The 14,574-nt window shown below is 70.6% G+C and carries 13 protein-coding genes; 11 read left to right on the top strand and 2 right to left on the bottom strand.

Features of this window, described 5'->3' with window-relative positions:
• Positions 1 to 160: 160 nt before the first annotated feature.
• From ACFHWS_RS04820 to ACFHWS_RS04860, 9 genes are all read left to right on the top strand, one after another.
• On the top strand, positions 161 to 733 hold the full coding sequence (locus tag ACFHWS_RS04820; protein WP_416556797.1) for a DUF4352 domain-containing protein: 573 nt from the start codon (positions 161 to 163) through the stop codon (positions 731 to 733).
• 115 nt (positions 734 to 848) lie between these two features.
• Complete coding sequence (gene ruvC / locus ACFHWS_RS04825) at positions 849 to 1,376, top strand: crossover junction endodeoxyribonuclease RuvC (RefSeq protein WP_416556796.1); 528 nt, start codon at positions 849 to 851, stop codon at positions 1,374 to 1,376.
• On the top strand, positions 1,373 to 1,975 hold the full coding sequence (gene ruvA / locus ACFHWS_RS04830; RefSeq protein WP_289212706.1) for a Holliday junction branch migration protein RuvA: 603 nt from the start codon (positions 1,373 to 1,375) through the stop codon (positions 1,973 to 1,975). Before ruvC ends, ruvA begins: the two co-directional genes overlap by 4 nt.
• Positions 1,972 to 3,078: a Holliday junction branch migration DNA helicase RuvB gene (ruvB, locus tag ACFHWS_RS04835; protein ID WP_416556795.1), complete on the top strand. Its 1,107-nt coding sequence runs from the start codon at positions 1,972 to 1,974 to the stop codon at positions 3,076 to 3,078. Before ruvA ends, ruvB begins: the two co-directional genes overlap by 4 nt.
• Positions 3,079 to 3,223: 145 nt before the next feature.
• Positions 3,224 to 3,568, top strand: a complete 345-nt coding sequence (yajC, locus tag ACFHWS_RS04840; protein ID WP_416556794.1) for a preprotein translocase subunit YajC — start codon at positions 3,224 to 3,226, stop codon at positions 3,566 to 3,568.
• Positions 3,569 to 3,752: 184 nt separating this feature from the next.
• Positions 3,753 to 5,666 (top strand): protein translocase subunit SecD, encoded by a 1,914-nt coding sequence (gene secD, locus ACFHWS_RS04845; RefSeq protein WP_416556793.1) that lies wholly within the window; start codon positions 3,753 to 3,755, stop codon positions 5,664 to 5,666.
• Position 5,667: 1 nt separating this feature from the next.
• Positions 5,668 to 6,876, top strand: a complete 1,209-nt coding sequence (gene secF / locus ACFHWS_RS04850) for a protein translocase subunit SecF (protein ID WP_416556792.1) — start codon at positions 5,668 to 5,670, stop codon at positions 6,874 to 6,876.
• Positions 6,877 to 6,955: 79 nt separating this feature from the next.
• Positions 6,956 to 7,519, top strand: coding sequence for an adenine phosphoribosyltransferase (locus ACFHWS_RS04855; RefSeq protein ID WP_416556791.1), 564 nt, complete (start codon positions 6,956 to 6,958; stop codon positions 7,517 to 7,519).
• 181 nt (positions 7,520 to 7,700) lie between these two features.
• On the top strand, positions 7,701 to 10,172 hold the full coding sequence (locus ACFHWS_RS04860; RefSeq protein ID WP_416556814.1) for a RelA/SpoT family protein: 2,472 nt from the start codon (positions 7,701 to 7,703) through the stop codon (positions 10,170 to 10,172).
• A 91-nt stretch (positions 10,173 to 10,263) separates the two neighbouring features.
• Here ACFHWS_RS04860 and ACFHWS_RS04865 read toward each other — a convergent pair whose 3' ends face one another.
• Positions 10,264 to 11,094: a peptidylprolyl isomerase gene (locus ACFHWS_RS04865; protein ID WP_416556790.1), complete on the bottom strand. Its 831-nt coding sequence runs from the start codon at positions 11,092 to 11,094 to the stop codon at positions 10,264 to 10,266.
• Between the two features lie 35 nt (positions 11,095 to 11,129).
• On the bottom strand, positions 11,130 to 12,083 hold the full coding sequence (locus ACFHWS_RS04870; RefSeq protein ID WP_416556789.1) for a peptidylprolyl isomerase: 954 nt from the start codon (positions 12,081 to 12,083) through the stop codon (positions 11,130 to 11,132).
• 305 nt (positions 12,084 to 12,388) lie between these two features.
• Here ACFHWS_RS04870 and ACFHWS_RS04875 point away from each other — a divergent pair, with 305 nt between their 5' ends.
• Together ACFHWS_RS04875 and hisS are read left to right on the top strand one after the other, a co-directional pair.
• The gene (locus ACFHWS_RS04875) at positions 12,389 to 13,138 is read left to right on the top strand and encodes an MBL fold metallo-hydrolase (RefSeq protein ID WP_416556788.1); all 750 of its coding nucleotides are present in this window, start codon (positions 12,389 to 12,391) and stop codon (positions 13,136 to 13,138) included.
• Positions 13,139 to 13,151: 13 nt separating this feature from the next.
• Positions 13,152 to 14,492: a histidine--tRNA ligase gene (gene hisS / locus ACFHWS_RS04880; protein ID WP_416556787.1), complete on the top strand. Its 1,341-nt coding sequence runs from the start codon at positions 13,152 to 13,154 to the stop codon at positions 14,490 to 14,492.
• Positions 14,493 to 14,574: the final 82 nt, after the last annotated feature.

The following is a 14,574-nucleotide window of genomic DNA, read 5'->3' on the forward strand; positions in this document are numbered from 1 at the left end:
CGGGCAGCGACACGCCGAAAGTCGTCACCCGCCCACGGCCGACTTTGATACACGCCCTAGCGTCACGGGAGCGCCGAAGATCACCTGAACCGGCGGTCTTTCCGCTGGCGTGATGCGGGTGCGCAGACCCAGTCGAAACGTAGCCGCGAATGAGGACACGATGGCCAACAGGAAACTCGCTGCCGCAGTTGCCCAGATCGCCGTGCTCGGCGTTCTCGGGCTCCTCGCCACAGGCTGTTCATCGACGGAGGGGACGCCGTCGTCGAGCGTCGACGAGACAGCGGCGCCGTCGCAGGCCGACGAACCGGCCGACGGCGCCGATGCCGGCGGTGACACCAGCACCGCGGCGGAGCCACTCCCGTACACCGAGGAACTCAACGGGCGCAGGCTCACCGTCGAATCGTTCGGCACCTCCGCCGCAGGCTCCCCACTGTGGGAGGTCGGCGAGGGCAACGAAGTGCTGTACCTCCAGGTGAAGATCGAGAACGTCGACGCCGAACCCTGGGAGTCGAACGTCGTGCAGTTCTTCCTCCTCGACGAGTCGGACGAAACCTACGCACCGTCCTTCTACGACGCCGAGGTCGGGGAAGCCCCGGAGGCGGTCACCCTCGCCCCCGGTGACTCGGTCGAGGGGTACGTCCCGTTCGAGGTCCCGGCCGGCACCACCGGCCTGCGTCTGGAGTACGCGGTCGATCTGAGCCAGGACGCGGTCATCGTCGTGCAGCTGAACTGACGTACCGGCCGGCTGGCTCCGGTACGCGTGTCGGCTGTCCCGGCCCGCTGCCGGTTGGCTAGGGTGTCGAACACACGTACGTGTGGCGGTGGTGTCGGCTGGGGGAGGATCGGCGGTGCGGGTGCTCGGTGTCGACCCCGGCCTGACGAGGTGCGGGGTCGGCGTGGTGGAGGGTGTGCCGGGTCGGCCGTGCCGGCTGGTCGCGTACCACGTGGTGCAGACCGACCCGGCTGACGACCTGCCGGACCGACTGCTGTACCTCGACGAGCGGCTGACCGCCCTGGTCGCCGAACACCAGCCGCGCAGCGTGGCGGTCGAGCGGGTGTTCAGCCAGCACAACGTGCGTACCGTGATGGGCACCGCGCAGGCCAGCGCGGTGGCCGTGCTGACCGGCGCGCGGGCCGGGCTGCCGGTGCGGACCTACACCCCGAGCGAGGTGAAGGCGGCGGTGACCGGTTCCGGCCAGGCCGACAAGGCCCAGGTGACGGCGATGGTGACCCGGCTGCTGCGGCTGGACCGCCCGCCCCGCCCGGCGGACGCCGCCGACGCGCTCGCCCTGGCGATCTGCCACATCTGGCGAGGTGGTACGCATGACCGGCTGGCCGCCGCACAGCGGGCGGCCCGGAGCGGAGGGGCCCGATGATCGCGAGTCTGCGCGGGGTGGTGCTGGCGGTCGCGCCGGACAGTGCGGTGATCGAGGTCGGCGGGGTCGGCCTGGCGGTGCACTGCGCCCCGGGCACCCTGGCCAACCTGCGGCCCGGCGGCCCGGCCCGGCTGGCCACCAGCCTGGTGGTCCGCGAGGACTCGCTCACCCTGTACGGCTTCGCCGACGACGACGAGAAGCAGCTGTTCGAGCTGCTGCAGACGGCCAGCGGGGTCGGGCCCCGGTTGGCCCAGGCGGTGCTGTCGGTGCTCACCCCGGACGCGGTGCGTAAGGCGATCGCGAACGCCGACACGGCGGCGCTGACCCGGGTGCCGGGGATCGGCAAGAAGGGCGCCGAGCGGCTGGTGCTGGAGTTGCGGGACCGGGTCGGGCCGGTGCCGGTGGGTGCCGACGGCGCGGCCGGGGTGACCGCCGGGGCCTGGCCGGAGCAGGTCCGGCAGGCGTTGGTCGGGCTCGGCTGGACCGCCGGGCAGGCCGACCAGGCGGTGGCCGCCGTGGCGGAGAGCCTGGACGGTCCGCCGCCGCCGGTCCCGGTGCTGCTCAAGCAGGCGATCAGATTGTTGGGTAAGAGCCGGTGAGTGACGACGTCGAGGGCCTGGTGTCGGCGTACGCCAGCGACGCCGAACGCGACGCGGAGGTCAGCGTCCGGCCGCGTCGGCTGGCCGAGTTCATCGCCCAGCACCGGGTCCGGGACCAGCTGGACCTGCTGCTGCGGGGTGCGATGGGCCGGGGGGCGCCGCCGGACCACATTCTGCTCAGCGGCCCGCCGGGGCTGGGCAAGACGACGTTGGCCAACATCGTCGCCGCCGAGTTGGGTTCGGGTATCCGGGTGACCAGCGGGCCGGCCATCGAACGCTCCGGTGACCTGGCGGCGATCCTGACCAGCCTGGCCGAGGGCGACGTGCTGTTCATCGACGAGATCCACCGGATCGCCCGGCCGGCCGAGGAGCTGCTCTACAGCGCGATGGAGGACTTCCGGGTCGACGTGGTGGTCGGCAAGGGGCCGGGGGCGACGGCGATTCCGCTGGACGTGGAGCCGTTCACCCTGGTCGGTGCGACCACCCGGGCCGGTCTGCTGACCGGGCCGATGCGGGACCGGTTCGGCTTCGTCGCGCATCTGGACTTCTACGAGTCGACCGAGCTTGAGGTGCTGCTGACCCGGTCGGCGGGGATTCTCGCGGTGCCGATCACGCCGGACGGGGCGGCGGAGATCGCCGGCCGGTCCCGGGGGACTCCGCGGATCGCCAACCGGCTGCTGCGCCGGGTCCGTGACTACGCCGAGGTGCGGGCGGCCGGGGTGGTCGACCGGGAGACCGCCCGGGCGGCGTTGGCCGTGTACGACGTCGACGAGCTGGGTCTGGACCGGCTGGACCGGGCGGTGCTGACCGCGTTGATCGGTTCGTTCGGTGGCGGCCCGGTCGGGTTGTCCACCCTGGCGGTGGCGGTGGGGGAGCAGCCGGACACGGTCGAGGAGGTCTGTGAGCCGTTCCTGGTGCGGGCGGGGCTGTTGGCCCGTACCCCCCGGGGGCGGGTGGCGACCGAGGCGACCTGGCGGCATTTCGGCCGGGTGCCGCCGCCGGGGACGCTCGGCGGTCCGGCCGTGCCGGGTGTTCAGTCCCGGGCTGGTACGGCAGGCGGCATGGCGTCCAATATGCCAGATTTATTCTCAGATGAGGCTTAGATTATCTCGTGATCTGAACGTGATCCGTGCCGATCCCAGAGTTCACAGTCACAGCGACTAGACTCGCCGCGGTCTGTACGGCACGTGAGATCTCGCCTCCGCAGAGCGCAACGGCGTCGCGAGTGGCTGACGAAAGGTTGTTGTTGTGTTCTTGGCGCAAGAGGGCGCGGGCGGCGCCAGCTTCATGCCCATCCTGATGATCGGCCTGCTCTTCGTCGTCATGTACTTCATGATGATCCGGCCGCAGCAGAAGCGGCGCCGCGAAGCCGAGCAGATGCAGTCGTCGATCAGCGCCGGCGACGAGGTCGTCACCATCGGCGGCCTGTACGGCACCGTGTCCAGCATGGACGACGAGACGGTGATGCTGGAGGTCTCGCCCGGCGTGCACGAGCGCTACGCCCGACCGGCGATCGCCCGGGTGGTGCCGAAGACCGACGCCAGCGCGACGACCGAGTCCGCCCCGGCGGACGAGGTGCCGACCAAGGACTGAGCCACCCCGGGTCGCCAGACCCGAGTTACATCGACGATACTGATCGTTGTGTTGCCGGTCACGACCGCTCGACCTGACGGTCGCGGCTGGTACGACGACCACCCCACCGCCGCTCGCACCAGTGGCACCAACCGCTGCCGCCCGGGGCACCAGCGGCCGAACCGCGCAGGGAGACAGGACCGCCGTGGCACCACCTCAGGGACAGATGCGCCCCGGGCGGCAACTCGCCGCACTCGGGCTCATCTTCGCCGTCCTCTACCTCATGGTGTTCTTCGCCGGAGCCAGCGGCAGCTGGCAGGACCGGCTGGAGCCCAAACTCGGCCTGGACCTGATCGGTGGCACCCGGGTCACCCTGGAGGCGACCACCGAGGACGGCAGCGCGCCGCCGGCCGCTTCGCTGGAGCGGGCCCGCGACATCATCGAGAACCGGGTGAACAGCCTCGGCGTCTCCGAGGCCGAGGTGGTCACCGAGGGCGACCGCAACATCGTCGTCTCGCTGCCCGGCCAGAACCGCGACCTGACCGAGATCGGTAACGCGGCCGAGCTGCGGTTCCGCAAGGTGCTCAAGGCCACCGACGGCGGTGAGCCGATCCAGCCGCAGCCGTCCCCGACGCCGAGCGAGGGCGCCGGCGAGGAGGGCGCCGACGCGTCGCCGTCGCCCGGTGCCTCGCCCGACGCGGAGGCGTCGCCGGAGGCGGAGGCGGAGCAGAGCCCAGCCGCCGGCGGCGAGGGCGGCATGGCCCAGCCGGATCCGACCGGCTCTGCCAGTCCTGAGGCCAGCCCCAGCCCCGAAGCGAGCCCGAGCGCGTCCCCGACGCCCGCCGCCGGCGCGGACGCCGACGGGCCGGCCGACCTCGCCGAGGTCCAGGCGAAGGTCGGCGAGGCGGCCTGGGCGGCGGCGACCGGCCTGCAGGCGCCGGCCGACTTCAGCGCCGACCCGACGCTGGCCGAGACCCTGGCCCCGTTCGGCGAGCTGACCCCGGCGGAGATCCGGGTGCTGCCGGCCGGCGTGCAGTTCAACGTGCCGTACGTGACCTGCGACAAGCTCCTGCTGCGCCAGGCCGGCTCGATCCGCGACGAGTCCCAGCAGGTCGTCGCCTGCGAGGGCCTGGTCAAGTACCTGCTGGACGAGGCGAAGGTGGTCGGCACCGACGTCAGCGACGCCAGCGGCGTACTCGACCAGACCACCAGCCAGTGGGTGGTCAGCCTCAACTTCACCGGCTCCGGCCAGCGCGCCTGGACCGAGCTGACCCGTGAGGCGTTCAACAACACCGACCAGGAGTGCGACGCGAGCGCGCTCGGCCAGGACGGCAAGTGCCGGGTCGCGGTGGTCCTCGACAACGAGGTGATCTCCTCACCGGAGATCCAGGGCGTACTCACCGGCGACTCGCAGATCACCGGCGACTTCACCAGCGCCACCGCCAACGAGCTGGCCAGCAACCTGCGATACGGTGCCCTGCCGCTGACCTTCGAGCCGCAGGAGGCGCAGAGCATCTCCGCGACGCTCGGCACCGAGCACCTGCGCGCCGGCCTGCTCGCCGCCGGCATCGGCATGCTGCTGGTTGCGGTCTACTCGTTCTTCTACTACCGGCTGCTCGGCATCGTGATCTTCCTCAGCCTGATCCTTTCGGCGCTGCTGGTCTTCGGCGCGATGGTGGTGCTCGGCCGGCAGATCGGTTTCACCCTCACCCTCGCCGGGATCGCCGGTCTGATCGTCTCGCTGGGTGTGGCGGCCGACTCGTTCGTGCTCTACTTCGAACGCCTCAAGGACGAGATACGTGAGGGTCGAAGTCCGCGCAGCGCGGTACCCCGGGCCTGGCTGCGGGCCCGGCGGACGATCATCTCGGCGAACGCCATCACCCTGATGGCGGCGGTCGTGCTCTACATCGTCTCGGTGGGCACGGTGAAGGGCTTCGCCTTCGCCCTCGGCCTGGCGACCGTGCTCGACCTGGTCGTGGTGTTCCTGTTCCGGCACCCGATCATGTCGATGCTGGCCCGGACCAAGGCGTTCCTGTCTCCCCGGGTCAGCGGCCTCGGCCGTGCGGTGAAGACCGAGGACGAGACCCCGATCCGCAACCCGCGCGTCAAGGAGGCCTGACATGAGCGGTTTCGCCGGACGCCTCTACCGGGGTGAGGCCAACCTTCCGATCGTCAGACGGCGCAACACCTGGTTCGTGATCGCCGCGGTGGTCGTGGTCCTCGCGATCGCGAGCGTCGCGATCCGGGGCTTCAACCTCGGCATCGACTTCCGCGGTGGCAACGAGTTCCAGGTGCCGGCGAGCGTCGGCACCCTGCTGCAGGCCGAGGACGCCCTCGACGCCGAGCTCGCCGAGCTCGACACCGAGGAGCCGCTCGAGGTGGTCTCCGGCCAGGAGGTCGGCGGTACCACCTACCTGTTCCGGACCGCAGAGCTCACCTCGGAGCAGACCGAAGCGTTCAAGCAGGGTCTCGCCGAGCGGCTCGGGATCGAGCAGGCGGCGATCAGCGACAGTCGGGTCAGCGGTGCCTGGGGTAGCCAGGTCACCCAGCGGGCGTTGCTCGGTCTGCTGGTCTTCATGGTGCTGGTCACCATCTACCTGGTGCTGCGGTTCGAGTACCGGATGGCGATCGCGGCCGTCGCCGGCCTGGTGCTCGACCTGCTGCTGACCGCCGGCATCTACTCGGCCTCCGGCTTCGAGGTCACCCCGTCGACGATCATCGGCTTCCTGACCATCCTCGGCTTCGCCCTCTACGACGTCGTGGTGGTCTTCGACAAGATCCAGGAGAACACCCGGGGCGTCACCGGCGGCAGCAGCCAGACGTACGGTGAGGCCGCCAACCTCGCGGTCAACCAGACCCTGATGCGGTCGATCAACACGTCGATCGTCGCGTTGCTGCCGGTCGGCGGGCTGCTGTTCATCGGCGCCGGGCTGCTCGGCGCCGGCACGCTCAAGGACCTCGGCCTGGTGCTGTTCGTCGGCATGGGCGCGGCCTTCTTCGTGTCGATCTTCGTTTCCTCGCCGCTGGTGACGGTGCTCAAGGAGCAGGAGCCGAAGTACAAGCTGCACACCCAGCGGGTGCAGGCCAAGCGGTCCTCGCTGGCGGAGCGGGACAGGGCGCCGAAGCGGTCGCGTACCAGCGCCGGTGCCTCGACCACGACGGCGGGCGACGAGCCGGCCGAGGTCGAGCCCGCCGCCGACGCCGCCCTGGCCGGCACCGCGCCGAAGGCCGGTGCCCGGCCGGCCGGCAAGCGCCAGTCCGGCGGCGGTCGCGGCGGCCGACCCGGCGGCGGGGGCCGTAAGCGCCCCAGCGGCGCGAAGCGTCGCTGACGATTCCCTCGGTGGTGTTCCGGAGGCACTGTCGCCGCCGGAACACCACCGGTCCCATCCGGCACGGAAAGGGCGCAAGGTGACGGAGACCGAGGCAGTGATCGTCGGGGACAGTGGGGCCGAGACGGCCGCGCTGGTGGCCAGTCGGGTGATCGACGTACCGGACTTCCCCAAACCTGGCATCGTCTTCAAGGACCTGATGCCGCTGTTCGCCGACGGGCCGGCGTTCCGGGAGATCACCGACCGGATCATCGCCCACCACGGAGCGGACTCCTTTGACGTGGTCGCCGGCATCGAGGCGCGGGGTTTCGTGCTGGCAGCGGCGATCGCGTACGCCACCGGCACCGGGGTGGTTCCGGTCCGCAAGGCCGGCAAGCTGCCCCGGGCATCGTTCTCCGCCTCGTACGCGTTGGAGTACGGCGAGGCGGTCCTGGAGGTGCATCAGGACGCCTTCACCGCCGGTCAGCGGGTCCTGGTGGTCGACGACGTGCTGGCCACCGGCGGAACCGCCGCCGCTACCCTGGACCTGGTCGACCGGGCCGGTGGCACGGTGGTGGGCTTCACCGTCCTGCTGGAGCTGGGTTTCCTCGCCGGGCGGGACCGGCTCTCGCCCCGGTCGGTGCACGCCGTGTGGCGGGTGTGAGCCGGCCGACCGAGCCGCTCGGCCGCCGGGCACAGCACCGTCTGGACGGGTAGTATTGCGGTCCCTGTCAGTCAGGGGCGCTGTCTCCTGGCTAGCGCGGTAGCAGCTCAGCCCGATACGGTCGGCTGAGTTCCGGCAGAGGTGAGGGAGGCCGGTGTCCCCCGACGTCGTCGCTCCTTCCATGGAGGGCACTGTGCATCCGACTGGCGAGGTCAACCCCACTGCGGGCGTGACCAACGACGAGGCGCCCAGCTCTGCCGTCAATTCGGGCGGCCCCGACGTCGCTGGCGAGCGCGGCGCCGCACCTGCGGCGGCGAACGGCGCGGGGTCTCCGGCGGCGAATGGTGCGGTCGACCACCCCGGCGCGGCAGCGGCCGGCAACGGTTTCGGCTTCAACGGTGCGCCGACCGGGCGTCGGGTACGGGCCCGGCTGGCCCGGTTCAACTCCCCCTGGCAGGCGCCGCACATCCCCGAGGTGCTGGAACCGCTGATCGCCACCCATCAGCAGAGCCATCCGAAGGCCGATCCGCGGGTGCTGCAGCGTGCCTTCGAGATGGCCTCCAAGTGGCACTCCGGGCAGTACCGCAAATCCGGCGATCCGTACATCACGCATCCGTTGGCGGTCGCCACCATCCTCGCCAATCTCGGCATGGACACCACGACGCTGGTCGCCGCGCTGCTGCACGACACGATCGAGGACACCGACTACACCCTCGACGAGATGCGCGCCGACTTCGGCGGTGAGGTGGCACTGCTGGTCGACGGGGTCACCAAGCTCGACCGGGTCAAGCTGGGCGACGCGGCCAAGGCCGAGACCATCCGCAAGATGGTGGTGGCGATGGCAAAGGACCCCCGGGTCCTGGTGATCAAACTCGCCGACCGGCTGCACAACATGCGGACGCTGACCTTCCTGCCCAAGGCGAAGCAGGAGCAGAAGGCCAAGGAGACCCTGGAGATCCTGGCGCCGCTGGCCCACCGGCTCGGTATGAACACCGTGAAGTGGGAGTTGGAGGATCTGGCCTTCGGCACGCTGTTCCCGAAACGGTACGAGGAGATCAACCGGCTGATCGGGGAGCACCAGCCGCAGCGCGACACCCAGCTGCGCAAGGTGACCCAGAAGGTGCAGGTCGACCTGCGCGCCGCGAAGATCAGGGCGGAGGTCACCGGCCGGCCGAAGCACCTCTACTCGATCTACCAGAAGATGATCGTCCGGGGGCGGGACTTCAACGACATCTACGACCTGGTCGGCGTACGCATCCTGGTCGACACGGTCCGCGACTGCTATGCGGCGCTCGGCGTGATCCACGCGAACTGGCAGCCGGTCCCCGGCCGGTTCAAGGACTACATCGCGATGCCGAAGTTCAACATGTACCAGTCGCTGCACACCACGGTGATCGGGCCCACCGGCAAGCCGGTGGAGATGCAGATCCGCACGTACGCGATGCACCGCACCGCCGAGTTCGGCATCGCCGCGCACTGGAAGTACAAGGAGCAGAAGGGCGCCACTGTCGTCGGCCCGCCGGCGCACATCGACGAGATGACCTGGCTGCGGCAACTGCTCGACTGGCAGCGGGAGGCGAGCGACCCGAGCGAGTTCCTCGACGCGCTGCGATTCGACCTGTCCAGCCAGGAGGTTTACGTCTTCACCCCCAAGGGCGACGTGATCCCGCTGCCCACCAGTTCCACGCCGGTCGACTTCGCCTACGCCGTGCACACCGAGGTGGGGCACAAGTGCATCGGGGCGCGGGTCAACGGCAAGCTGGTGCCGTTGGAGTCGACGCTGTCCAACGGCGACGTCATCGAGATTTTCACCTCCAAGTCGGCGACCGCCGGCCCGACCCAGGACTGGCTGGGCTTCGTCAAGAGCCCACGGGCCCGCACCAAGATTCGGCAGTACTTCAACAAGGAACGCCGCGAGGAGGCGATCGAGACCGGCAAGGACGCGATCGCCAAGGCGATGCGCAAGCAGGGCATGCCGTTGCAGCGGATGCTCACCACCGACTCGTTGATGGCGATCGCCCGTGACCTGCACCTGGCCGACGTCGCCGCGCTGTACGCGGCGGTTGGCGACAGCCAGGTGTCCGCGCAGTCGGTGGTGCAGCGGCTGATGGTCAGCCTCGGTGGTGAGGAAGGGGCCGCCGAGGACCTGGCCGAGTCGGCCGTCGCGACCCGCCCGCCCCGGGCGCGGCACAACGGCGCCGACCCCGGCGTGGTGGTACGCGGTGTCACCGACGTCTGGATCAAACTAGCCCGCTGCTGCACCCCGGTCCCGCCGGATACGGTGTTCGGCTTCGTCACCCGGTCCGGCGGCGTCAGTGTGCACCGCGACGACTGCTTCAACGCGGCCGAACTCAAGGCGCAGCAGGAGCGACTGGTCGAGGTCACCTGGAAGTTGACTTCGGCGTCGACGTTCCTCGTCGCCATTCAGGTCGAGGCGCTCGACCGACACAAGCTGCTGGCCGACGTGACCAGGATGCTCTCCGAGGAACGAGTGAACATCCTGTCGGCCACTGTGACCACCACCCGGGACCGGGTGGCGGTCAGCCGTTTCTCGTTCGAGATGGCCGACCCGAAGCACCTCGGTCATCTGCTCAACGCGGTCCGCAAGGTCGACGGCGTCTTCGACGCCTACCGGGTCACCTCCGGCACCTGACAGCAATGCGCCAGGGCATCGGGTGATGCCCTGGCGCACTGGTACCGGCTCAGCGGGCTCGGCGGCGCTGCCGGCCGCCGAACCCGGTGGACTACTGCGGCTCGCTCACCGTCAACGAGTTGATCAGGATGTCGTTGTTGGGGTGGCCGCCGCCGGGCGACGGCTCGAACGCGCCGTCGTGACCGGCCTCGGTGGCCTCCTGGATGACGTCGAGGCCCTCGGTGACCCGGCCGAGCACGGTGTAGTCCGGGCTGAGCTCGACGTCCTGATAGATGAAGAAGAACTGGCTGCCATTGGTGTCCGGGCCGCTGTTGGCCATCGCCACCACCCCGGCCGGGTAGGCGGGCCGGTCGTCGACCGGCAGGTTCTCGTTGGCGAACTGGTAGCCGGGCCCGCCGGTGCCGTCGGTGTCCCGGTAGCCTTCGCCGCTGGCACTCGGGTCACCGCACTGCAGCATGCCGGGGAACATCCGGTGGCACTTGGTGTTGTCCCAGAACCCCTGGCTGGCCAGGTGGCTGAAGCTGGCCGCCGTGCACGGCACCTCGGCCAGGTCCATCTCCACCTGGATCTCACCGAAGTTGGTGTCCAGGGTCATCACCTGGGTGCCGGTGTCCGGCGGCGTGGTGGTCGGCGGCACGCCGACGTCCACGGTCGTCTCACGGCGCTGCTCGGTGGGGATCTCGTTCCACACGCAGGTCACGCCGGCGTCGCCGCCGTCGGCCTGGGGCGTGGTTTCGGTCTCGTCGTCCCCGAGGCTGGCGACCAGCCACACCGTGCCCGCGGCCACGAGCAGCAGGGCGACGCCGGCACCGATGCCGGCCTGCAACTGGCGGCGCTTGCGGGCCGCCTCGGCGCGCTGGGCCATCTCCTTTTCGAGGCGGGCCCGAGCCGCGGCACGCTGCCGCTCCCTGGTCGACGTCACGGTGGATCCTCCTGGATTCGGGTTGTCTGGTCTGGTCAGGACTGGCCGGCGGTGCCGTCGGCGCCCTCCGCGTCCGGCTCGGTGGCCGACGGGTCGGTGGTGGTCGCCGGTGCCGACGCGCTCGGGTCGGTCGACGGGGTCGCCTCGGTCTCGTCGGCCCCGATCGGCTCGCCGACGGTCAGGCTCTGGATGACCACGTCGGTCTCCGGCTTCACCTGGGCGCCGGCGGCGTTGTTGACCAGTGGGAGCGCACCGATCGCCTCGACCGTGTCCATCCCCGAGGTCACCTTGCCGATGATCGGGTACGAGGGGAACTCGGTGGTGTAGTCCTCAAAGAAGATCTTGAACTGGCTGCCGTTGGTGCCCTGCGGCACACCGACCGCGACGACCGTGCCGGCCGGGTAGAGCGGCGGATGGTCGGCCAGCTCCTCCGTCGGGTCGGCCGACGGGTCCAGCTGCGGCGAGACTGGCACGTTCTCGCTGTAGTACGAGTACGTCGGCCCGCCCTGCCCGGTGCCGCTCGGGTCGCCGCACAGGATCGCGCCCTCGTCGGTGATCTCGTGGCAGGTCGTGTCGTCAAAGAAGTTGCGGCTGGCCAGGTGGGTGAAGTTGGCGGCGGCGCACGGTGCGGCGGCCAGGTCGAGCTCGACGGTGATCGGCTCACCCTGGTTGGTGGTGATCGTCATCGGCTGGACCCCGCGGTGCGGCGGGTCGGTGGTCTCCGGCGTGCCGACGTCGGTGAGGTTGCTGTTGGCGGCCGTGTCCTGCGGGGTCCAGGTGCAGATGCCGGCGGCCTCCGGAGTTTCCGGCTCGCCCTCGAAGGCACCGAGCGCCCAGGCCGAGCCGCCGGCGATGAGCAGCAGCGCGAGGCCGGCGCCCACGCCGGCGCGGATCCGCCGCTTACGCCGGGCCGCGGCGGCACGCCGGGCCATCTGCCGGTCGAGCTTCGCCCGCGCCAATTTGCGCTGCCGGTCCCTGCTGGAGGCCACCCGCGCTCCCCTTTCCTGATCAATCCCTGCGCCGTGCGGCGGGTCGGTACGTGTCCTGCGGAGGGCGTGCCGGACCCGGGCGCCATTGCGGTGCGCCACGCCACACGCCCGCAAGAGTGTACGGGTATCGGCTGGGAAATTGTTGTACGAGGTCCGCTCCGTATCCAATCGGAGATCATCGCTGCCGTCACGGCCTGGGCAGGGCCGGCGGGTGTGCCCTGGCGGCCCGGCGTGTCCTGGCGGCTAGGCTCGACGAGGAGACGATTCCGGCGGCTCGCGCGGGCCGGCCTACCGAGAGGAGAGGCGTGCTCATCACCGGCTTCCCGGCGCAGGCGTTCGGCACCAACTGCTACGTGGTGGCCGCCGGGCCGGGCGAGCAGTGCGTCGTCGTCGATCCCGGCATCGGGGTGCTCGACCAGCTGGACCAGGTGCTGGCCGAGCACCGGCTGCATCCGGCGGCGGTGCTGCTCACCCACGGCCATGTTGACCACACCTTCTCGGTCGCGCCGGTCTGTGGGGCGCGTGGCATCACCGCGTACGTGCATCCGGGCGACCGGGAGTTGCTGGCCGACCCGGCCAAGGGCCTGTCGGCGGACCTGGCGGCGATGTTCGGCGGCCGGCTGCCGTACAGCGAACCGGACGACGTGGCCGAGTTGACCGACGGTGCCACGCTGGTGCTCGCCGGGTTGGAGATCACTGTCGACCACGCCCCCGGCCACACCGGAGGCTCGGTGCTGCTCCGGCTGCCCGGCGCCGGCTCGGCCTGGGAGGCCGAGCAGGTCTGCCTCTCCGGTGACGTGCTGTTCGCCGGCTCGATCGGCCGTACCGATCTGCCCGGCGGCAGTATGCCGACGATGTTGACCAGCTTGCGCGACAAGGTTCTGCCGTTGGCCGACGACACCGTGGTGCTGCCCGGCCACGGCCCGGCCACCACCATCGGCCGGGAGCGCATGAGCAACCCGTATCTCCAGGAGGTCGCCCGCGCGGCCGCGCCCCACCCGCACGAGGCTGCCGGCGGCTGCACCGCCGCCTCGGCCCGACGTACCGGACTGTGACAAGGACACCTTGATGAGCAAGCCCAGGCCGATCTCCGGCTTCCCGGAGTGGTCGCCCCCGCAGCGGATGATCGAGCAGTACGTCATCGACCGGCTGCGGCACACCTTCGAGCTGTACGGGTTCGCGCCGCTGGAGACCCGCGCGGTGGAGCCGCTGGACCAGCTGCTGCGCAAGGGGGAAACCTCGAAGGAGGTCTACCTGCTGCGCCGGCTGCAGGCCGATCCGGGTGCCGAGGCCGGTGACGACGCCCTCGGGCTGCACTTTGACCTGACCGTGCCGTTCGCCCGCTACGTGCTGGAGAACGCCGGCAAACTGCAGTTCCCGTTCCGCCGCTACCAGATTCAGAAGGTGTGGCGCGGCGAACGGCCGCAGGAGGGCCGCTACCGCGAGTTCCTGCAGGCCGACATCGACATCGTCGACCGCGACGAGCTGGCCCCGCACCACGAGGCCGAGCTGCCGCTGGTCATCGGCGACGCGCTGGCCAGCCTGCCGATCCCGCCGGTGCGGATCCAGGTGAACAACCGCAAGGTCTGCGAGGGCTTCTACCGGGGGATCGGGCTGACCGACCCGGATGCGGCGCTGCGGGCGATCGACAAACTGGACAAGGTCGGCCCGCAGCGGGTGGCCGAGCTACTGGCCGAGACGGCCGGTGCGAACGACAGCCAGGCGAAGGCCTGCCTGTCGCTGGCGGAGATCTCCGCGCCGGACGTCTCGGTCGCCGACGCGGTACGTGGCCTCGGCGTCGAGCACCCGTTGCTCGATGAAGGGCTCACCGAGCTGGTCGCGGTGCTGGAGACGGCGGCCGCGCACGCGCCCGGCCTGTGCGTCGCCGACCTGCGCATCGCCCGGGGTCTGGACTACTACACCGGTACGGTCTACGAGACCCAGCTGCAGGGGTACGAGCGGTTCGGCTCGATCTGCTCGGGTGGCCGCTACGACGATCTCGCCTCGGCCGGGGCGGACCGCTTCCCCGGCGTCGGCATCTCGATCGGGGTGTCCCGGCTGCTGGGGCTGCTGTTCGGCGCCGACGCGTTGGCGATCTCCCGGCTGGTGCCGACCTGTGTGCTGGTGGCGTTGCCGGCCGAGTCCGACCGGCCGACCGGCAACCGGGTGGCCGACGCGCTGCGTCGGCGGGGAATCGCCACCGAGGTGTCACCGTCGGCGGCCAAGTTCGGCAAGCAGATCCGGTACGCCCAGCGCCGCGACATCCCGTACGTCTGGTTCCTCGGGGTCGACGGTGAGCCGGACAGCGTCAAGGACATCCGCTCGGGGGATCAGGTGCCGGCAGCTGCGGACGCCTGGTCACCGCCGTCGGTGGACCTCCGGCCAGCGGTGTCCGGCAAGTCGGCATAGCGGACATACGGCGGCGATAGCCGCAAGATCGTCGGGGAAAGTGGCGGCTCGGCGTGACATAACCTACGGTTGCGTAAGTTAC

The organism is Micromonospora sp. LOL_013 (assembly GCF_048060315.1).
Lineage (GTDB): Bacteria > Actinomycetota > Actinomycetes > Mycobacteriales > Micromonosporaceae > Micromonospora_E.